Annotated in this window: 17 protein-coding genes and 2 tRNA genes; 6 read left to right on the top strand and 13 right to left on the bottom strand. The window is 37.6% G+C overall.

Annotated elements, in window-relative coordinates:
• Positions 1-532: 532 nt before the first annotated feature.
• Both EGT34_RS17380 and EGT34_RS17375 read right to left on the bottom strand, forming a co-directional pair.
• A complete protein-coding gene (locus tag EGT34_RS17380; protein WP_024437402.1) occupies positions 533-1,792 on the bottom strand; it encodes a ParB/Srx family N-terminal domain-containing protein in 1,260 nt (419 codons plus the stop codon).
• 95 nt (positions 1,793-1,887) lie between these two features.
• Positions 1,888-2,154, bottom strand: a complete 267-nt coding sequence (locus tag EGT34_RS17375) for a hypothetical protein (RefSeq protein ID WP_031979891.1) — start codon at positions 2,152-2,154, stop codon at positions 1,888-1,890.
• A 50-nt stretch (positions 2,155-2,204) separates the two neighbouring features.
• Between EGT34_RS17375 and EGT34_RS17370 the strand changes: the two genes are divergently transcribed.
• Positions 2,205-3,027, top strand: a protein-coding gene (locus EGT34_RS17370; RefSeq protein WP_076611894.1) for an IS5-like element ISAba27 family transposase whose coding sequence is annotated in 2 segments (ribosomal slippage) — positions 2,205-2,585 and positions 2,587-3,027 — 822 coding nt in all. Because the reading frame shifts where the segments join, the coding sequence is not laid out codon by codon here.
• 70 nt (positions 3,028-3,097) lie between these two features.
• Here the strand turns inward: EGT34_RS17370 and EGT34_RS17365 are convergent.
• The 6 genes from EGT34_RS17365 to EGT34_RS17340 all read right to left on the bottom strand — a co-directional run bounded on the left by EGT34_RS17365 (position 3,098) and on the right by EGT34_RS17340 (position 8,986).
• Positions 3,098-3,850 carry a barstar family protein gene (locus EGT34_RS17365; protein WP_000093650.1) on the bottom strand — a complete coding sequence of 251 codons (753 nt, stop codon included), beginning with the start codon at positions 3,848-3,850 and terminating at the stop codon, positions 3,098-3,100.
• A 48-nt stretch (positions 3,851-3,898) separates the two neighbouring features.
• Positions 3,899-4,669 (bottom strand): hypothetical protein, encoded by a 771-nt coding sequence (locus tag EGT34_RS17360; RefSeq protein ID WP_024437404.1) that lies wholly within the window; start codon positions 4,667-4,669, stop codon positions 3,899-3,901.
• A 90-nt stretch (positions 4,670-4,759) separates the two neighbouring features.
• A complete protein-coding gene (locus EGT34_RS17355) occupies positions 4,760-5,206 on the bottom strand; it encodes a DUF6334 family protein (protein ID WP_024437405.1) in 447 nt (148 codons plus the stop codon).
• A gap of 252 nt (positions 5,207-5,458) precedes the next feature.
• Entirely contained in the window at positions 5,459-6,337 is an 879-nt protein-coding gene (locus tag EGT34_RS17350) for a MetQ/NlpA family ABC transporter substrate-binding protein (protein WP_000732871.1), read from the bottom strand.
• A gap of 443 nt (positions 6,338-6,780) precedes the next feature.
• Positions 6,781-6,870 (bottom strand) — tRNA-Ser (locus EGT34_RS17345).
• Between the two features lie 85 nt (positions 6,871-6,955).
• A complete protein-coding gene (locus tag EGT34_RS17340) occupies positions 6,956-8,986 on the bottom strand; it encodes an NADPH-dependent 2,4-dienoyl-CoA reductase (RefSeq protein WP_000205093.1) in 2,031 nt (676 codons plus the stop codon).
• 265 nt (positions 8,987-9,251) lie between these two features.
• Between EGT34_RS17340 and argG the strand changes: the two genes are divergently transcribed.
• Positions 9,252-10,610 carry an argininosuccinate synthase gene (gene argG, locus EGT34_RS17335; protein WP_001986427.1) on the top strand — a complete coding sequence of 453 codons (1,359 nt, stop codon included), beginning with the start codon at positions 9,252-9,254 and terminating at the stop codon, positions 10,608-10,610.
• 59 nt (positions 10,611-10,669) lie between these two features.
• Here argG and EGT34_RS17330 read toward each other — a convergent pair whose 3' ends face one another.
• Positions 10,670-11,932 (bottom strand): diguanylate cyclase, encoded by a 1,263-nt coding sequence (locus EGT34_RS17330; RefSeq protein WP_000013374.1) that lies wholly within the window; start codon positions 11,930-11,932, stop codon positions 10,670-10,672.
• A gap of 149 nt (positions 11,933-12,081) precedes the next feature.
• On the opposite strand from EGT34_RS17330, the gene pyrC reads away from it, so the two are divergent.
• The 4 genes from pyrC (at position 12,082) to EGT34_RS17310 (ending at position 16,155) form a co-directional block, all read left to right on the top strand.
• Positions 12,082-13,116: a dihydroorotase gene (gene pyrC / locus EGT34_RS17325; protein WP_001084867.1), complete on the top strand. Its 1,035-nt coding sequence runs from the start codon at positions 12,082-12,084 to the stop codon at positions 13,114-13,116.
• Positions 13,101-13,763: a ribonuclease T gene (rnt, locus tag EGT34_RS17320; RefSeq protein ID WP_001982681.1), complete on the top strand. Its 663-nt coding sequence runs from the start codon at positions 13,101-13,103 to the stop codon at positions 13,761-13,763. Before pyrC ends, rnt begins: the two co-directional genes overlap by 16 nt.
• An 18-nt stretch (positions 13,764-13,781) precedes the next feature.
• Positions 13,782-13,857, top strand: a tRNA-Glu gene (locus EGT34_RS17315).
• Between the two features lie 183 nt (positions 13,858-14,040).
• On the top strand, positions 14,041-16,155 hold the full coding sequence (locus tag EGT34_RS17310) for a TonB-dependent siderophore receptor (RefSeq protein ID WP_000364465.1): 2,115 nt from the start codon (positions 14,041-14,043) through the stop codon (positions 16,153-16,155).
• A 58-nt stretch (positions 16,156-16,213) separates the two neighbouring features.
• On the opposite strand, the gene EGT34_RS17305 is transcribed toward EGT34_RS17310, so the two are convergent.
• The 4 genes from EGT34_RS17305 to EGT34_RS17290 form a co-directional block, all read right to left on the bottom strand.
• The gene (locus EGT34_RS17305; protein WP_024437406.1) at positions 16,214-17,458 is read right to left on the bottom strand and encodes an NADH:flavin oxidoreductase/NADH oxidase family protein; all 1,245 of its coding nucleotides are present in this window, start codon (positions 17,456-17,458) and stop codon (positions 16,214-16,216) included.
• Positions 17,459-17,643: 185 nt separating this feature from the next.
• A complete protein-coding gene (locus tag EGT34_RS17300; RefSeq protein ID WP_000550793.1) occupies positions 17,644-19,233 on the bottom strand; it encodes an ABC transporter ATP-binding protein in 1,590 nt (529 codons plus the stop codon).
• Entirely contained in the window at positions 19,211-20,221 is a 1,011-nt protein-coding gene (locus EGT34_RS17295; protein ID WP_000008510.1) for an ABC transporter permease, read from the bottom strand. Before EGT34_RS17295 ends, EGT34_RS17300 begins: the two co-directional genes overlap by 23 nt.
• Positions 20,221-21,273 (bottom strand): microcin C ABC transporter permease YejB, encoded by a 1,053-nt coding sequence (locus tag EGT34_RS17290; RefSeq protein WP_000536104.1) that lies wholly within the window; start codon positions 21,271-21,273, stop codon positions 20,221-20,223. Before EGT34_RS17290 ends, EGT34_RS17295 begins: the two co-directional genes overlap by 1 nt.
• Positions 21,274-21,285: the final 12 nt, after the last annotated feature.

The raw sequence follows: 21,285 nt of genomic DNA, 5'->3' as shown, positions 1-21,285 counted from the left end.
ATGTGCAAAGCCAACTCCTTTTTATTGGGAGTTCTGCCAAAACATTTAAATTATGGTGGCAGAACGAAAGGGGGTTCGCAGACTGGAAACAAAGGAACCAGCACACCAGAGGTGTCCCCCTTCCGCCCTACCGTAGAGAAAAAGGGGGCGAACGAGTTCCCGACACACAAAACAAGAATTTTGCATATCGACTTTGTTTTCCCGGTCTGCGACAACCGGCTGGCAATGTGGCCAGCATGCGAAGAATAGTATTCCACCCTCTTGTAGTCAAGCACACAAAATGACATTTGATTTAAATTAGATCATTAAAAAGTAAGGATAAATAATGAATGAGTTATTGTTAATTTGAGGTTTATAAAAATAGTGAAAATCTTAATAGCATGTGTAAGGTGAGGTGTTTAGGATTTAAGTGAGAGCAAGTTATGTTTTTTTATTTTTAAATAATTAATTCTATTCTGATCAAACGCTAATGATTTATCCATACAAAAAAGGAGTGAATTTACTCACCCCTTTCTTATTAAATATTCGTGAATTACCAACCCCAGCACGTTCCTGTAGCCGGTTTTCCACATAACTTGTAATTTACCGCATACCAAATACTTCCACCTGTACGAGGCGTTTTATCTTTCTTAATTTCGTCACGGGTCAAATCTGCAAGATTAGAAATTGAAGTCGCCGTAACAGAACCTTTAGCGGCATTTTTCATAAGCTGTAATGCGCCCAAATCTGCGGCAGTTGAAGTACCATAAATAATATCAGTCGGTTTGGTACTTCCCATCAGTAAGGAATAATCAGCAACCGCTGCCTGATAGCCTGTTGCACTGCCCGATACAGTTAAGTCACTTTTTATTTCAGTAGTTGCCAATACATCTACAGCACCATACACACTCGCATCGGTATGATAAAAACTTAAAGGATGAACCAGATTATTAGCGATTTGCTTGTTAAACCAATCTTCCCATAAAAACTCAGTATAGTCCGTTGCATTAGCAACTTTGCTATAACCAATATCACGTGTGAAATAGACCAGTGAACGATATGGATTATTTTGCATACCGTCAGGGTTAGTTGCAGATTTCAGGCCTAAGTTTTTAGGTAATTGTTGATATGAAATCGGTTGGTTTTTTCCATCTCTTAACCATGCTTGGCCATTGGCAAGCATTTTCGCCCAAAACTCATCCGCAGTTTTACTATCGCTATAATTCCCAACAACTTTCACCCATACTTTAAGTTGACCACCGCCATCAGGCAGCTCACGGAATTCGGTCATTGTATGATGACCATCGGTCAAATAAAGGCGCCCATCATAACCAACAACAACTGTTTTCAAATCAGCCGTTTCAGTGCCCGGTTGTTCTTGACAGTTAAATGTCTCCAATTGTTTTAAATTGGCCTTTTGTAGGTCTTGCAGACTTGTAAAATCATCACGACCTTTTGCACCAATCGCTTCACAATAATCGCTAAACTTCTTACCAATGGTTTTATTTAAATAAATTAATTGATTGACTGGATCTGCTTGCCAAGTTGGGCGCTGTAAATCACCTTGCCAACGCCCTAATTTATAATAAATTTGATCATAACCAATTGCACCCTGCGTTGGGATCAAATCAGCAATCGTAACTTGAATTACGTCATTTGTTTTTGCTGTTAGAAAACGCTGGTCACGGGTATCTGTAGGTGTTGGGGAAACTACTGTAGATTGCTGATTTTGGCTATCATTGCAGGCAGTAATAGCCATCATGCTCGCAACAAGAAATACTAAACTTAGAACTTTATAAGATTTTTTCTGCATGTCTGGAAACTACCCCAATAAATTGGATTATTTTTAATCAACAGAGTTTCATTTAGATGACTAATCGATGTCATTTTGATGAATATAGTTATAGATCAATCGATTAGAGTAACGAAAAAATCGTCAATAATATTGTAGTCCATATCAAAAATGGTCTTGTAATATGCTATTTTTAAATTATGCACTGATAAAATATCTATCTTACAAACATAGACCAATACTTCATATAGATCAGTTGCTAGACTGATACTATCTAATTTAAAAACTAGAGAATTAACATCTTCAAATATATCTAAATCATGAGCGTTATTTTCATTAAAAAGCTTTCTTAACTTTTCTATTGAAATATTTTCAATATTCAAATAACTATTAGACCTCTTGCGAAAGTAAAAACCACCTCAATCTAAATTTCATGAGATATCAGAAATTAAATCGTTTTTCAGATTCTGAATTCCAGCGCTTGGTTGGTGTACCTCGACCAGTTTTTAGTGAAATGATCGAAGTTTTAAAAGAAGTAGAATCACTTAAAAAGAAATCTGGGCGTCCTCATACTTTAGCTATAGAGGATCAATTATTATTAACACTCAATTACTTACGGAATTACAGCACTCAATTGGAGTTGGCTGCAAATTACCATATCGCTGAAAGTAATGTGAATCGAACCATTAAAAAGGTTGAAGATGCATTGATGAAATCAAGACGGTTTACTCTGCCAAAACGAAGCATTACCACAGCAGACGAACAGTTTAACTGGGTCATTATTGATGCGACAGAATGTTCAATAGAACGTCCGAAAAAAAAATCAGAGTAAGTTCTACAGTGGTAAAAAGAAGAAACATACGCTAAAAGCACAAGTGATCTATCATCCGAACAGCAAACAAATCATAGGGCTAGATATATCGAATGGCAGTCAGCATGACATTAAATTGGCAAGAAGAACGGTTAAAAAATTCAAACATTGTAAATATGTTATGACCGATTTAGGGTACTACGGATTAGAGCAAGATGGCTTTAAATTATTGATGCCAATAAAGAAAAAGAAGAATTTACCCTTATTTGATGTTGAGAAAAAGTACAATAAAATGATTGGAAAAATACGAGTTGTGATCGAACATATTAATAGTCAATTGAAAACATTTAGAATATTAAGTGAACGCTATCGAAATAGACGGAAAAGATTCGGTTTACGCATTAACTTAATCGCTGCACTGGTAAATCGGATGAACTTGCAATAACGACTTTCGCAAGAGGTCTATTAACTAATGTTTTAGCATGCATATTATATACAATACCCTCTATTTAACATTACGTAATATTTAAAGTAGATTTTTCGTTTAAAAGTTCAATTAAGTATTCAAAATCATCAGGGTTATCATAGTTATTAAAAGAATACTTTGTTTCTTCAAAGTACTTCCAAGTAATGTTTAAAGGTACAGTTATACAACCAATCCCACCAGTGAGACTATCCGACAAACCACCAAAACTAGAACCAAAGTAGCCCATCAATCCATTCACTTCCTCACCTATACAGCATAAGAAATCATTAAATGACTTAATATTTCTACCATCTATAACTATTGAACTTACTAGGTCTAGAGGCTTGTACTGTTGAACCCAATGCGAAACTTCTATCCACTTCTTTTTCTCTTCTTCGTTTAAATTACACCAATCTTGTAATCTAAGCTGATTTTTTCGATATTTCTTAATTAAATCAAATTTAAACTCATCAAAATAAGTCTCCTCTTCGCATAAATTTAATATCAATTTATTATCTTTCACTTCAAAAGATTCAATACTAGAACCTAAAACCCCGAAATATTCGTTATTTTCTTTTAAGAAGAATAAATTAATGCCATAGATATCATACTTATACTTTTTACTTTTTTTATCTTTATTTATTTCACCCTCACCAAAAAAACCATGAAAAACAACTTGAGTATCAGTGATTACACAATTTTCTGAAAGATATCCGCTCCAAATAGTTACATCATCATCAAACTCACTAAATTCACTTATTTCAATATAAAAAATATACTCTTCTGTAAGTTCAGAACTCATATAATATTTTCCTCTATCTCTGCTTTATTTTTAAATTTTGACGGGTTACTAATATGAAATTTCTAATGACGAGTATTTTTTTAACACTTCAATAAAATCATCTAAATGATAAAAATCTTCTTTCGACTCAAAATTATCTTTAGAGTACTGAAAATTTATCCATTTAACTTTTAAAGGCAAATCCCGCAGTACATCAGCAAATGCATTAAAGTTATAACCTAAGTATCCTAATACCCCATAAACCTCCTCTCCAAAATAACAATACACATCTTCTTCACACAGTAGGTATTTACCATCAACTGTTATATTTAATGATAAAGGTTCCCCTCTTTCGTTCATTCTAAAATAAGCAAAATCTAACCAGCAATTTTTTTCTAGCTTTGTAAAATTTAGCCATCTCTTTTTACCTATAGTTTCATTTGAAAGACGAATCAATAGCTCTTCTTTCTTTTTAAATTTTTCAAAATCTTCTAAGTTGTTTTTTGTTATAAGATCAAAATCTGGATCAAATTCAATAGAGAGTTCTTCACCATTAAAAGTAAAGTTTTCAGAAAGAATTAAACGATTTGCTATATTATTTTCTTTTAATTCTGTAGTGAGCTTATGCCGAGATTCAATCATTATATAACAATAGCAATAATTATTTTTTCCGAGATAACTATTAAAAATCTCCAAAGACTTTTCAACCTGTTGCAAATTATTAAAATTACTTACTACAACTTTATTATTATCAACGCATATTTTTTCAAAATAAATTTCATCAATAATTTCTTTTTTTTCTTCTTCATAAATGTACTTACATAAGTTTAGTTCAAACAATTTTCGATTGTCCTAATTCTCAGATATATTTATTAAATATCTTATCATATATATCTAATATTGAATAATTTTTATAGATACATGTATGAACTAAATCAGATATGTATCAACTCCTGTTTTTCTTAATTCATATTGCAACCCAGAAGCCAAAGCAACAATCGTTAATACAGCAAAAAATGGATTCCTCTTAGATTCTTTCAATGAATGGTCGTAAAGCATGAGCTTAATCCCATCTGTATATCCTCTTTCATTGACGATAGCGAACATTGTTCCAATTTCTAATCCTTTTAGACTTGATAAATTATCTGAATATCGTTGTTGTATTGCCTTATTTGGTAAGGAAGAGAAGACCTTTAATTCAATTTCATCAAAATTATGATTAACTGTAATAACCCAAAACTTTTTATTAATTTCAAATATTAAACTTTCGACTGGGTCTTCAGAAATGGACTCTCCATCTACAACTAAATAAAGATCATCTATTTTTCGAACTTCATCAATATTTTTAATTGCATCAAAAATATCGCTTTGCACCATATTTTTACCTTATTATCAATTTCCAATTCCAAAAGTTATATATTTTAAAAAAACCACTCTATGAGTAATTTAATTTCTCAGACTATGAATACTAACGCAACAACTAACTTTAAATATCTTCCCCACTTAATTTTCTAATGGAATTAATAAATATTTTATTATAAGAGAGCTTAAGAACAACATTATAAATAAAAAGCTAAGCTCCGATTACCGAAGCTTAGCTTTGAAAAATAATTCTAATTAAAAAATTATTTATTTAATGTCTGCAAATTCAGAAACAGGTTTGTTCACTTCAACTTTTGTGCCACCAAATTTTTCACTCACAAATTTTTGTACTTTAGGTAAGTGGTAAAGTTCACCAAGTTTCGTATAGATCGGGTCATTTTTGTTTGCTTCAGCTACACCCAATAAATTGACATAAAGCTTAGTAGACTGATCAATTGGCTCACGGAAGATTGCGTCTTTCATTACATTGAGGCCACCCTCAAGTGCCAATGTATTACCCAACACAATTGCATCTACATCGTTTTTAACACGAACCGCTGTAGTCATTTGAATTGGTTTTAATTGTAAGTTTTTAGGGTTTTCAGCAATATCATTCACTGTCCCTTTTACAGGGTCAAAACCTGGTTTAAGTTTAATTAATTTAGCAGACTGCAATAATGTTAATGCACGAGCTTCGTTAGCAGTATCGTTTGGAATTGCAATGGTAGCGCCTTGCGGGAACTCATCAACGGTTTTAACTTTATTTGCATAAATACCCATTGGCTCTAGGTAAGTTGTCGCAACAGCAGCAACTTTAGCTTTATTTGAAGCATTATAAGCTGCCAAATAGTTGAATGACTGGAACGCATTTACATCTTGTTCGCCACTTGCTACAGACGTATTGAGCACAACATAGTCAGTCAAATTGGTCACTTCGAGTTTAATGCCCGCTTGAGCAGTTTCAGGAAGTGTTGCTACGTATTTCCATACGTCCGTATCAGAACCTGTTGAAACCAATTTAATTGTACGAACTGACTCAGTTTTATCTTTGGCTGCTGCTGTATTTTCAGTTTGTGCAGGTTGCTTATTACATGCAGTCAGTGTCAGTACAGAGGCACTGAACAGTACGCTAAATAATTTTTTCATAAATATATCCTAAAATAGGAAATGCCTACTCTAAATCAGAGCGAGACATTTCCAACCATTGGGTCGAAATGCAATATTTGGCTGGATATAATTTCCAGATATAGGGTTTAGAAGCCTGATTTCAGCATCATTCCTTCCGTGAATTTGCACGCTGAACAATAGAATTATGTTTTGAATCAGTTTCTAAATATGGCCTCATCATATATCAATAAATGAATATTCTACAAATAACTTGTTCGATTCTGATATATAGGCCTCTTATTGCTAAGATATTGAAAACAAAAAACATATTATATAAAGATAGTAATTTTGATTAAAATATATACTCGCTTGATTTATATGAAATTTTCGGCATTTATTAGCAAGATTTAAGCTAAATGAAGTTGTAATTTTTATTTTAAGCATAAAAAAAGCCCCTGCTTTTAACAGGGGCTTTTAGAATTTGGCGGAAGCGGTGAGATTCGAACTCACGGAGGACTCACACCCTCGTCGGTTTTCAAGACCGGTGCATTAAACCGCTCTGCCACGCTTCCATGTGCGTAAGAATACAAAGCTTATTCATTTTATTCAAGAAAAAAATCATCGCTTTGTGTTCAAGTGCATATTGTTTCATCAATTTTACAGTTGGGCAGCCAATTCTGCTCCTTCTTTAATCGCACGCTTCGCATCTAGCTCTGCTGCGAGCTTTGCACCACCAATAATATGGTAGTTCGCTATAGTCGACTCCCCTTCTTTTGGCATCAAGTCTTTTACCGACTCTTGCCCCGCACACACCACAACGGTATCTACACGTAAAAGCTGGTCCTGACCATTATGCTCAATCCAAAGCCCTTCATCGGTAACTGCTTTATATTGCACGCCACGAAGCATGCGTACACCATGCTTTTTAAGCTGGGCACGATGTACCCACCCCGAAGTCTTGCCAAGACCAATACCGAGTGGGGTTGTTTTACGTTGCAATAAATAAATTTCTCGTATCGCTGGCTCAACTACTGGTGGTTGCATACCACCTTCAGAAACATAATTTGGATCTGGGTCTACCCCCCACTCACGTTGCCACTCGGCTAAAGGTTGAGGCTGTGGTTGATGTGGAGGTTTAAGTAAAAATTCTGAGACATCGAAACCAATACCACCTGCCCCAATCACTGCAACTTTTCGTCCAACTTCAGCGCCCTGTAAAACTTGAGCATAAGAAAGAACTTGAGGTGAATTACTTCCTTCAATCTTTAATGCACGCGGCACGACTCCAGTTGCCACAATCACCTCATCAAAACCTTCGCGTTCAAGTTGTTCACGATTAACACGAGTATTTAAACGAACATCTACGCCAGTTTTTTGAAGTTTTACTTTAAAGTAGCGAATCGTTTCGTGGAATTCCTCTTTACCCGGCACAACCTTTGCAAAGTTAAACTGACCACCTACATCTGCATTGGCTTCAAACAGGGTAACTGCATGACCGCGACTTGCAGCAACAGTTGCAGCAGACATACCGGCTACACCACCACCTACAACGGCGATACGCTTTGGTTGTTTGGTTTTTAAATAAACCAATTCAGTTTCATGACCTGCACGTGGGTTTACTAAACAAGACACACGCTTATTTTTAAATGCATGATCTAAACATGCTTGGTTACAGGCAATACACGTATTGATTTCATCTACACGATTGGTCGCAGTTTTATTTACCCAAAAAGCATCGGCCAATAAAGGGCGTGCCATTTGAATCATATCTGCTTTGCCGGCTGCCAAAATCTCTTCAGCAGTTTCAGGCATATTAATACGGTTAGACGCAATGACTGGAATTGAAATATGTTGTTTTACATGAGCCGTATAATCGACAAACGCGGCACGAGGCACAGAAGTGACAATAGTCGGCACACGTGCTTCATGCCAGCCAATACCCGTATTTAATAAAGTGACACCCGCTTTTTCTAAAGCTTTCGCAACCGTAACCACTTCTTGCATGGTATTACCGTCATGCACAAGGTCAAGCAGCGATAAACGGAAACAGATAATAAATTTTTCGCCAACTTTTGCGCGGATCGCTTTGACAATTTCAACAGGAAAACGCATACGGTTTTCAATTTCACCACCCCAACGGTCTGTACGCTGGTTTACATGGCGACTTAAAAACTGGTTAATCAGATATCCTTCCGACCCCATAATTTCAACGCCGTCGTAGCCTGCCTTTTTGGCAATGTCGGCACATTGTGCATAGTCTTCAATGGTACTGAGAATATTTTTTTCAGAAAGTTGACGTGGTTTAAATGGTGAAATTGGTGATTTTATTCCACTCGAAGACACTACAAATGGCTGGTAACCATAGCGTCCTGCATGCAAAATTTGCATCAAAATTTTTGAACCATGTTTATGGACGGCGTGAGTCACCAAACGGTGCTGCGGAATATCAAATAAGCTATTCATGGTTCCGCCAGCCGGAGCCAACCAACCTTGACGGTTCGGAGAAATACCGCCAGTCACAATCAAACCAACTCCACCTTTGGCACGCTCTTCAAAATAAGCTGCCAGTTTTGGGTAGTTAAAAAAGCGGTCTTCAAGCCCCGTATGCATAGATCCCATAACCACACGGTTTTTAATGGTAGTGAAGCCCAAATGTAATGGTTTTAATAAATTGGCGTAACTTGTCATGCTGCGTCCCAATATTTTTTTGCAACTTGTTGCATAGTACTTTAATACTTTTTTGATAATTTTGGATGACCAAGAATTATTTTTTATTTGAGATTATGGTCAATCTATAAATGAAGCAGGTAATCCCATATTTTTCTTTAAATAATAAATAGCCATCAGAACAAGTGAATTAATGCTTTTTTTGCCAAAAAAAGCACCATGAATAGTGCTACAATAGCCGCCATTCAGAATTCTCGAGACCGCCTCAACGGGGTCTTTTTCATAAATGTTAGGATTAGCAATGACTGATAATGCAACTATCTTGCAGCATGTACCAGTAGGCAAAAAAGTTGGGATTGCCTTCTCCGGTGGTCTAGACACTTCAGCTGCTTTATTGTGGATGAAACAAAAAGGCGCTGAGCCTTATGCATATACTGCAAACTTAGGCCAGCCAGATGAAGATGACTACGATGCAATTCCAAAGAAAGCAGAACAATATGGCGCTGTAAAAGCTCGCTTGATTGACTGCCGCTTACAATTGGCGCTTGAAGGTATTGCTGCAATTCAGTGTGGTGCATTCCATATCAGTACAGGTGGTGTTCCTTATTTCAATACAACTCCACTCGGTCGTGCAGTAACAGGTACTATGCTCGTTACTGCCATGAAAGAAGACGACGTAAACATCTGGGGTGACGGTTCAACTTATAAAGGTAACGATATTGAACGTTTCTATCGTTATGGTTTGTTGACTAACCCAAATCTTAAAATTTATAAGCCGTGGTTAGATCAAAACTTTATTGATGAGCTTGGTGGCCGTGCAGAAATGTCACAGTTCCTCATCGACAACGGTTTTGACTACAAAATGTCAAAAGAAAAAGCGTACTCAACTGACTCAAACATGTTGGGCGCAACTCACGAAGCAAAAGATCTTGAATACCTAAATGCAGGTATCAAAATCGTTGACCCAATCATGGGCGTTGCTTTCTGGAAAGAAGAAGTTGAAATCAAACCAGAAGAAGTGACTGTACGTTTTGAAGAAGGTGTACCTGTTGCATTAAATGGTCAGCGTTTTGACAATCCGGTTGAGCTTATTCTTGAAGCAAACCGTATTGGTGGTCGCCATGGTTTAGGTATGTCTGACCAAATCGAAAACCGTATTATCGAAGCGAAATCTCGTGGTATCTATGAAGCACCAGGTATGGCCCTTCTTCATATTGCTTACGAGCGTTTGGTTACTGGTATTCACAACGAAGATACGATCGAACAATACCGCATTAACGGTTTACGTTTAGGCCGTTTACTTTACCAAGGCCGTTGGTTCGACTCACAAGCGCTTATGTTGCGTGAAACTGCACAGCGTTGGGTAGCTAAAGCGATTACTGGTGAAGTAACACTTGAACTTCGTCGTGGTAATGACTACACCATTATGAACACTGAATCTCCAAACTTAACGTACGAAGCTGAACGTTTAACAATGGAAAAAGGTGATTCAATGTTTACGCCAATGGACCGTATTGGTCAGTTGACTATGCGTAACCTCGACATTACCGATACACGTGCAAAACTAGGTATCTATACAGATGCTGGCTTGCTTTCAATCGGTCAAGGTTCTGCTGTACCTCAATTAGACAATAAGAAAAAATAATTTCTTATAAGGTCAAAAAAGCCACCTCAATAGGTGGCTTTTTTATACTTAAAGTTAAGTTAGGCAATTTCGGCGACCTGTAATGGCTGATAATAAATTTGATTACGACCAAGCTGTTTTGCCCGATATAAAGCCTGATCTGCCGCATGAATAAGCCTATCTTGTCCCATCTTTAGCCCACCCGTATATACGGTAAACCCTAAACTGATAGTGACATACTTCGACACTAAAGAAGCTGCATGAGGAATCGCTTGCCGCTCAATGGCTTTATAGATATTTGCAGCCACTGAATAAGCACCCTGTGCAGGTGTTTCAGGTAAAAGTACAACGAACTCCTCGCCCCCATAACGCGCAACAAAATCGACATGACGAATTGAGTTTTTAATTGCTGCGGCAATGCTAGAGATGACTTTATCTCCCATCTGGTGCCCGTAAAAATCGTTATAGTTTTTAAAAAAATCAATATCAATAAATAAAACAGCTAAAGGACGCTTCTCTTGATTTGCTCGGTAGTAGAAAAAATCAAACATCTCATCAAATGTACGTCGATTCGAAATTTGAGTCAGGGCATCCTGCTGGCTTAAATGCAATAACTCCGACGCTTCAATCCGTAAGATCTGTTCATTAATTTCAGCAAGCTGGTTATTTAAAAAAAGGCTCCTTTCTCTTGAGATGAGCATACTGCTAATCGAGAAACCTAAAATACAACTACCGAACAAAGCACGGCCCAGCGCAATATAATCACAATTTACATCTAACAAAATAAGAAAAGCAAAAACTAAAAATGCTGCCAATAAACCAACACAAAGCATATGCAAAGGTTTAATACCGCTTAATATGAACCCGAGCATATATAAAAATGAAAGAAGCAACATAGACTGGTTCTTAAGCGCCATATTTCCGACACTAAGCAATAACATCGCATTAATAATAATGGTTAAAAATACAATACCACATGCAGCTAAATAAAAGTGCTCGGAGAGTTTTGTAAATTTGGCAAAAACCCAGAACAATAACAGGGCAAGTGCAATATTCATTGCGCTAAGTAAGCAATGAATAAAGTCCAAAGTAATATAAGGTACCCCAATCACTAAATAGTCGGTCGGCAGGGCCAATAAAATAAAAATTAAATAAGTGAGTACACCACTTGCTAGAAACTTTGAGATGTTCTGTCTAGTTCGATCAAGATTTAAACACCAGAATTTTTTTTCCAGTTGTTTGGGCAAAGGCATATTGGCATAACGATGGGTATGTAGAGTGACCAAATACTCGATTTCTTCTTTAGATTTGAGTAATTGATGTACATTTCCCCTATTCGCCACTAGTCGATTCCTACATATTCTGCATTAACAAAATATAACATTATTTTTTAAAGCTCCCTGCGCTTTATTTTGCCATTTGTCCGTAATTCTCGTTACCATTTTCACACTTTATCGATTATCATTTGTTTTATTTCGAAGTTTGAACTGCCTTGAACTCTATTACCCTGCTCCAGCCAGATGATTGGCATGCACATTTACGTGATGGTTTAGCATTAAAACGTACTGTTCCAGATTTGGCTAAACAATTCGCCCGCGCGATTTGTATGCCTAACCTTGTACCGCCTGTAAAAACAGTAGAAGAAGCTTTAGCTTATCGCGAACGCATTCTTGCTCATGTTCCAGAAGGCAATAATTTTGACCCTCGTATGGTGCTTTATTTTACTGACCACACTTCACCAGATGAAGTTCGTAAAATTAAAGAATCAGAACATGTAAATGCGATTAAGCTTTATCCTGCTGGTGCGACCACAAACTCCGATAATGGTGTGAGTGATATTCGTAAAGTTTATGCAGTCATTGAGCAATTAGAAGAGCATCAAGTTCCGTTATTGCTTCATGGTGAAGTAACTCATAATCATGTAGATATTTTTGATCGTGAAAAACGCTTCCTAGATGAGGTATTATCACCTCTATTGAAACAGTTCCCGAAGCTTAAAGTTGTGCTTGAGCACATCACTACCAGTGATGCAGCACACTTTGTTTTAGAACAAGACCGTAATGTAGCGGCAACAATCACTCCACAACATTTATTATTTAACCGTAATGATATGTTGGTTGGTGGTATTAAACCGCACTTCTACTGTTTACCAATTTTAAAACGTCAAACGCATCAAACGACTTTGCTTGAAGTGGCGACAAGCGGTAATCCTAAGTTTTTCTTAGGTACAGATAGCGCTCCTCATGCACAAAATGCAAAAGAGAATGCTTGTGGATGTGCAGGCTGCTATAGTGCACCAAATGCAATTGAGCTTTATGCACAAGCATTTGACCAAGTCGGTAAATTAGAGCGTCTAGAAGGTTTTGCTAGCCATTTTGGTGCGGACTTCTACGGTCTACCACGTAATACTTCTACCATTACTTTGGTTAAAGAAGATAACCTCGTTCCAGAATCTTTTGATTATTTAGATAATCAAAAAATCATCCCGCTGCATGCCGGGAAAACGCTGCAATGGAGAAAAGTGTGACACAAGAAAACTCTGTCCCGGTCATTGGCCAACGTTTTCGTGGCTTCTTACCTGTTGTTGTCGATGTTGAAACGGCAGGTTTTAATGCCCAGACAGATGCATTGCTAGAAATCGCATGCATTCCGATTGTGTATGATGCTCAGGGACAATTTGTCCCTGGTCCTGCATTTCATGCACATATTAACCCTTTTGAAGGGGCTAACCTCGACCGCCGTTCGCTAGACTTCATTGGTATTGACCCATTCAACCCAATGCGTATTGCAATGGCTGAAGATGAAAGAACTGCTTTACGTCGCATTTTTAAATCGGTCAATGAAGTTCGTAAACAGCAACATTGTACTCATGCAGTACTCGTAGGCCACAACGCGCATTTTGACCTTGGGTTTTTACAAGCGGCCATTGCTCGCTCAGGCACAAAAAACCAAAACCCGTTCCATAGTTTTTCAGTGATGGATACGGTCACTTTAAGTGCAGTAATGTTTGGACAAACTGTACTTGCAAAAGCATGCATTCAAGCTGGAATTGAGTTTGATGGTAAAGAAGCACACTCTGCTTTATACGATACTCAAAAGACTGCTGAACTGTTTTGCTATATTTTGAACAAACTGTCTCCTTACCTCCTTGACAGTTTGGTGGCGGCTTCTTAAGATACCGCCATCCTCAACGTCCCTATCGTCTAGAGGCCTAGGACATCGCCCTTTCACGGCGGTAACCGGGGTTCGAATCCCCGTAGGGACGCCATATTCTCTTCATATAAAATTTTTCTCTCTAAGTTCTGTCTTCTTATTCTTTTTATATTTTTCTTTATTTCTAAATAAAATACACTTGTGCAAATATATCACTGATCCAGTATTTCCTTTACATCGTTTTACAATATAATAATTCTTATTTTTATACTGATATTTATTATCAAAAAGGTTTTAAATGGATCTTAAGCTTCGCCTTCTCTCCCTGAGTATTGCACAACTATGCTGTATTCCAGCTGCTTTTGCAGACACGAACAACTCTTCAACTACTCTTGCAACTATCAAAATTAAAGCCCAACAGGCATCTGACCAGACTTATAAAGTGGATAGTTCCAGTAGTGCTACGCGTAGTGAAATTGCATTACAAGATACCCCGCAATCTGTGAGCATGGTAACCCAAAAAGTAATTGAAGATATTGGTGCAACTCGCTTAGTTGAAGCACTTGATTTAGCTGGTGGCGTGACTCGTGCTAATAACTTTGGTGGTCAAGGTTTAACTGGTTTTAACATGCGCGGGTTTACCAGTGGTGAGTTTTATCGAAACGGGTTTCCAATTAACCGTGGCTATCCAAATGCGCCGGATAGCAACACAATTGAACGTGTAGACGTTTTACGTGGCCCCTCTTCTAGCTTATATGGCCGTGGTGACCCAGGCGGTACGTTTAACTTAATTTCTAAAACACCAAAGTCTGAGCAACAAACCACTTTAGGGGCACAGCTCAGTAGTGAAGGTTTATATCGCACTACCGTAGACACGACAGGTACTGTACCCGATGCAGAAAATATCGGTTATCGCCTAAATGTAATTGCAGAAGGTGGGGATAGTTACCGTGACCATGTCGAATCTAAACGTTATGGAATTGCACCAGTCATTCAATGGCAAGCTACTGATGCCACCAAGGTTACTTTTGAAGCCGATATTTTAAGAAACCAACATCCACTCGACCGTGGTCATACACGTTATCCAACACAGAAATCTTTTAATAGCTCACCAGAAACCTATTTATGGGAAACGGGTAAATACTACAATCGACTCTACAATGATAACAATATGACTCAATTACGAGTTGAACATGACCTTGGGAATGACTGGAAGCTAAATGCTGGCGTGCAATATTTAAATGGCAAATTGCATGGCTATGCAGTAGAAGCAAATGGCATTCAAAATGACGGAGAAACATTAGGGCGAAATTACAATTATCGCGAATTAAAATGGCAAGATACCGATGCCCAAATTAATCTCACAGGTAATTTTCAGCTTTTAGGTTTAGCCCATACTTTAGTGACTGGGCTTGAATATGAAAATTATGATTATAAGTCATACATTATTCGCTCAAGCGGAGATATCGGTAGCTACCCTATTAATATTTATAATCCAGTTTTAGGGCAACCTTTACCTGAGCTCAATCGTGTAACCACACATGACCGTGAAAACTTAAAAACAACGGCCCTTTTTGTACAAGACCAAATCGGCTTAAATGAGCGTTTAAGCGCACTCTTAGGCTTACGATTTGAACATTACGAGCACGATTACAAAAACCTATTACCAAATACTACCAACTGGAATACCAGTCATGATGCATTTATTCCACGTTTAGGCTTAGTTTATAAAGCAAGTGATGACCTTTCACTCTATGGCAATGCTGCAAAATCTTTTAAACCAAATACTGGCGCCAGCCGTAACGGAGAAGGTTTTGATCCTGAAGAAGGTACGGCTTACGAGTTAGGTTTTAAATGGCAAGCACTTGATAATATGTTATCGATTGATTCCGCTATTTTTTATGCTAATAAAGAAAATGTATTAACATTAGACCCTGTTGATTCAGCTTATAAAGTCGCTGCTGGCGAAGTTCGTAGCCGTGGCATTGAGTTAAATATTGCTGGTCAAATTACACCAGCTTGGAAAATTATTGGTGGATATGCTTATACAGATGCGGAAGTAACTAAAGACAATACTTTGCAAAAAGGAACAGCTCTAGCCAATATTCCAAAAAATAGTTTTAATCTTTTAAATATCTATGAATTTCAAGATGGCCCTTTACAAGGCTTAGGTCTAGGCATCAATCAAAAATATATTGATAAACGTGCAGGTCAGACAGCTAATAGTACCTATACCATGAAAGGTTATGCAGTTACAGATTTGGTTTCTTATTATCAGGCGACACCAAAACTTCGTCTTAACTTAGATGTGAAGAACATTTTTGATAAAGTTTATGATGAAAGTGCTTTCAATTTATATGCTTATCCGGGTGAATCACGTACCGTTCAATTAGGTATGAGCTATACGTTCTAAATTGAGCATAAAGGTACTATTTCATCCTTAGAAATAGTACCTTTACTTTAAGAAATTTTTACGCTGACTTACGTGAATTCACGCGTCCTTGAACAACAGCCTTAATATTACCCTTGGCATAATTTAAAAACACGATTAAAGGTGACAGTTTAGGATTTGGCTTTTTACCCTGCCCAATGGCTTTAAATTGTGCCGCGTACCAAATAATTTCCATAATTGCCATTTTATCGACAAAAGGTAACCCTGTTTTAATTGGTTTTACGGCGTAGCGAACGTCTTGGCCTGCGATTAAACGGTCAGTTAAATCTGTTTCAACAGCAAGTGGACGAGCAATACCAATAAAGTCGCATGCCCCACTTGCTAGAGCAGCATTCATGCCTTCTACTGTACGGAAGCCACCTGTCACCATAAGTTTACATTTTACATGCTGACGGATTTTTTCAGCGAAGTCTAAGAAATACGCTTCACGTGCAATAGTACTTGCCTTACGTTTATCAGCTTTGGCACCAGCCATTGCAGGTGCTTCGTAAGTTCCACCTGAGATTTCAATTAAGTCGATCCCTGCTTCATCAACTGCTTTAAATACCGAAATCACATCTTCTTCGCTAATACCGCCGCGTTGGAAGTCAGCAGAGTTGAGCTTAACTGAAATAATAAAATTATCAGAAGTTGCTTCACGTACTGCTTTATAAACTTCTAGTAAAAAGCGAGTACGGTTTTCGATTGAACCACCCCACTGGTCTGTACGTTTATTGGTTAATGGTGATAAAAACTGGCTAATTAAATAGCCATGTGCACCATGTAACTGTACCCCTTCAAAACCCGCCTTTTCACAAATACGAGCAGCAGTCGCAAAACGTTTAATAATATCCAAAATTTCTTCATGCGTAAGAGCACGTGGAGTACCAAACATAGTCGCTAAAGCTGGGCTAAAAGGAACTGCCGAAGGTGCAACTGTTTCTTTATTTAGGCCCTTTGGACACTGACGCCCAGGGTGAGACAATTGAATAAGTTGTACCATCCCATATTGTTTACCGACTGCTGCCCATTCTTTTAAACGCTCTAGGTCACGCTCGGTTTCAATCACCACTACCCCAGGTTCGTTTTTGGCCTCTACATTGACCATAACATTTCCAGTAATCGCACAGCCCAAACCACCTTTGGCCCATGCACCATACAAACCTAAATGTAAGTCATTCGGCTGGGCTTCATAGTTTGCAAGTGCCTCACTCATTGCACCTTTAATAATCCGGTTTTTAAATGTGGTATTTCGAATTGTGATTGGTTGTGCAATCTGGCTCATGGTTAACCTCTTTTAATATTTTAGAGCAATTACTCTAATTTAGATGAGTTATAGGTCATGTCAAGGGGAAATCGATAACTGACAATAGCACATGTCAAATTTAAAAAATATAAAAAAATGCAACTTTTTGCATTAAAAATTTAAATAAAATTTATTTTTATAAAACACAACCTTATTAAATAAATTTAACAACTTGCCGCAATTAATTGCTTGGTATATTCAGTTTTTGGGGCATTAAACAACAGCTCAGTCGGCTGATATTCCATAACTTTTGCATGTCGTAATACCATCACTTTATGACACAGTGCTTTGACCACATTTAAATCATGACTAATAAAAATATAGCTCAAGTGCTCTGTTTGCTGTAAACGTCGTAATAATTGAATCATCGCTTTTTGCGTGGTTCGGTCTAAGGCAGACGTTGGTTCATCTAAAATTAAAAGTTTAGGTCGAACTACTAAAGCTCGCGCTAAAGCAACACGTTGTCGTTGCCCACCAGAAAGTTCATGTGGATAGCGATGTTGAAAGCCCTCTGCCAACTCAACTTTTATCAAAGCTGATTCAACTTGCTGTTTAATTTCTTTATCAGTTATCGCTTTGACTTTTAACCCTTCAGCAATAATCTGCCCTACCGTCATACGTGGGTTTAGACTACCAAATGGATCTTGGAAAACAATCTGTAAGTCTGACCTGATCTTGCGTAAAGCTTTTTGTTCTAAGTGGTTGATATCTTGCCCTAGAAAGTTAATCTGTCCCTCACTTTTAATTAATCGAACCAGAGCCAAAGCCAATGAAGATTTTCCGGATCCACTTTCACCCATAATGCCTAATGCTTCGCCTTGAGCAAGCTCAAAATTTACATTTTCAACCGCATTGGTATAACCCTGAATTCGGTTAAAGAAACCACGTCGTATTGGATATTTAACATTGAGTTGTTGAACAGATAAAATTTTATGACTAGTTGAATGTTGCTCAGCGAAACCAAGATCATGATCTAACAATTGCTGGGTATAAACTGAAGTTGGGTGTTCAAAAATCTGTTGAAGCTTACCTTGCTCTACAACTTGTCCTTTATGTAATACAATCAGTTCATCAGCATAACGGCGTACCAAATTTAAATCATGGCTAATTAAAATCAGCGCCATACCATATTTGCTTTGCAAAGATTTTAATAATTCTAAAATTTGCGTCTGTAAAATCACATCAAGCGCGGTAGTTGGTTCATCTGCAATTAAAATTTTAGGTTGAAGAGCTAGCGCAGCCGCAATCATCACCCGCTGTTTTTGACCACCTGAAAGTTCATGCGGATAACGCTTTAAAATGTACTCTGGATTAGCAATTCCTACATCTTTTAATAATTGAATTACCTGCTGTTGAGCTTTCGCTTTTGACCCACCTTGTAAAATAAAATTTTCACCGACAATTTTTTCAACACGATGCAATGGATTTAAAGCCGTAGAAGGCTCCTGAAAAATCATGGCAATTTGGCGGCCGCGTATATGTGTTTGCGTCTTTTCGTCTATTTCTAAAATATTCTTTGAATCAATAATAATACGACCAGATGTTTTTAATTTTTCTGGTAATAATCCCATCATTGCCAAACAGCTTATTGTTTTACCTGAACCGCTCTCACCTACAATTGCAAGCGTATCACCAGCTTGTAAGTGTAAATTGAGACCTTCTAATAAAGGCTGATCTTGCGTAGAGATTGAAAGGTTTTCTATATTTAGCAATCTAGCATCTACATTTAAGTTATTTTCTTGGGTCAAATGCATCACGTGCCGCCTCCCCAATATAAATTAATAATGACAATACAAAAGCTAAGCTAAAAAACCCAGATAAAGCCAACCACGGTGCGTCTAAGTTATTTTTACCTTGCAACAACAACTCACCTAAAGAGGCTGCATCTGGCGGCAAACCATAGCCCAAGAAATCGAGTGCGGTTAAAGCAATAATATTAGTCGTCAAAATAAAAGGTAACTGCGATAGACTAGAACTTATGGCATTTGGCAAAATGTGCTTAAAGATAATTGCTCTATCAGTTACACCTAAAGCCTGAGCCGCACGCACATAGTCAAGTTGACGCGCTTTTAAAAATTCGGCACGGACAATTCCCACAAGTACAGTCCAGCTAAAGAACAGCATAATAAAAAATAGCCAATATACATTTGGGGTAAACATGCTGACGAAAATCATGACCATAAAGAGCATGGGTAAACCATTCCAAACTTCTACCAACCGTTGCCCTAACAAATCGACCCAGCCACCATAGTAGCTTTGTATAGCACCCACAAAAATACCAAGTAGTGCTGCACAACCTGTTAAAGCCAAGCCGAAAAGTAATGAGACTCTAAGCCCATAGAGAATACGTGCAAGCACGTCTCGCCCTTGGTCATCTGTCCCTAACCAGTTCTGCTTAGAAGGTGGTGATGGCACAGGTACAGCTAAATCTAAATTAGGAGTCTGGTAAGAAAATCTTATAAGGGGCCAAATAGCCCATCCTTTATGATTGATAAGCTTTTGTACAGCGGGATCTTTATAATCTGCTTCTGTTTCAAACACGCCACCAAAAGTGGTTTCGGAATATGTTTTAAAGATAGGCAAATAATAAGCGTCCTCATATTTCACCAACAATGGTTTGTCGTTAGCAATGAGCTCAGCAGCCAAGGACATCACTAAAATGAGGCTAAACAAGATAAAGCTTGCCCATCCTAATTTATGTTGCCTAAACTTTTGTAGTCGTGACCGCACAATAAAAGACATTATTTGCCTCCTTGTACGTCAAAGTGAATACGCGGATCAATCCATTGATACAGTACATCGCAAATAAGTCGTAAAAGCAGACTAAACAGCGTGAAGAAAAACAATACGCCAAAAATAACCGGATAGTCTCTCTGAACAACTGCTTCAAAGCCCAACAATCCTACACCGTCTAGGTGAAAAATAATTTCAATAAAAAGATTTCCCACAAAGAAAATGCCTGCTAAAGCTTCCGGCAATCCAGCAAGAACCACTAAAATGGCATTACGGAATACATGTTTATATAAGACTTGTTGGCTATTTAAACCTTTTGCATAAGCTGCCAAGACATAAGGTTTATTAAGCTCTTCTAAAAATGAATATTTGGTTAGATAAGTTAGGCTGGCAAAACCACCCAACACCATGGTAATAAGCGGCAACGTCATGTGCCATAAATAGTCCGTAATTTTTCCGAACCAACTCAATTGATAAAAATTATCTGACACTAGGTTTTGTAATGGAAACCACTGAAAATATGAACCACCAGCAAAAAAGACAATAAGCAGTATGCCAAAGACAAAGCTGGGTACTGCATAACCCACCACTAGCAATAAAGAAGTGGAACGATCAAACCATGTCCCTTGTTGCTTCGCTTTTTTAATTCCAAGTGGAATTGAAATAAGATAAATCAGCAAAGTGCTCCATAGCCCAAGTGAAATTGACACAGGCATTTTTTCCCAGAGCAGCTCAACCACTGATTTATCTTTAAAAAAGCTTTGTCCAAAGTCTAAAGTCAAATAGCCTTTTAACATCAGTAAAAAACGTTCTACTGGAGAATGATCAAACCCGTATTGGGCTTTAATTTGCTCGACCATTTCAGGACTTAATCCTTTAGCACCTTGATAATACATTTCAGTGCCTAATATACGCCCTGCTCCTAAACCACTTTCTACTTCATGAATTGCCTGTTCAACTGGTCCACCCGGTGCAATTTGCACGACCACAAAGTTGATCAATAAAATAATGAACAACGTTGGAATCATTAAAAGAAGTCGCTTTAGAATATATGAACCCATATAACAGGATTT

The sequence above is a fragment of the Acinetobacter sp. FDAARGOS_558 genome, assembly GCF_003937785.1.
GTDB classification, from domain to species: Bacteria; Pseudomonadota; Gammaproteobacteria; order Pseudomonadales; family Moraxellaceae; genus Acinetobacter; species Acinetobacter baumannii.
Note: the sequence above shows the minus strand (reverse complement) of the source record. Positions and strands in the feature narration are given on the sequence as shown.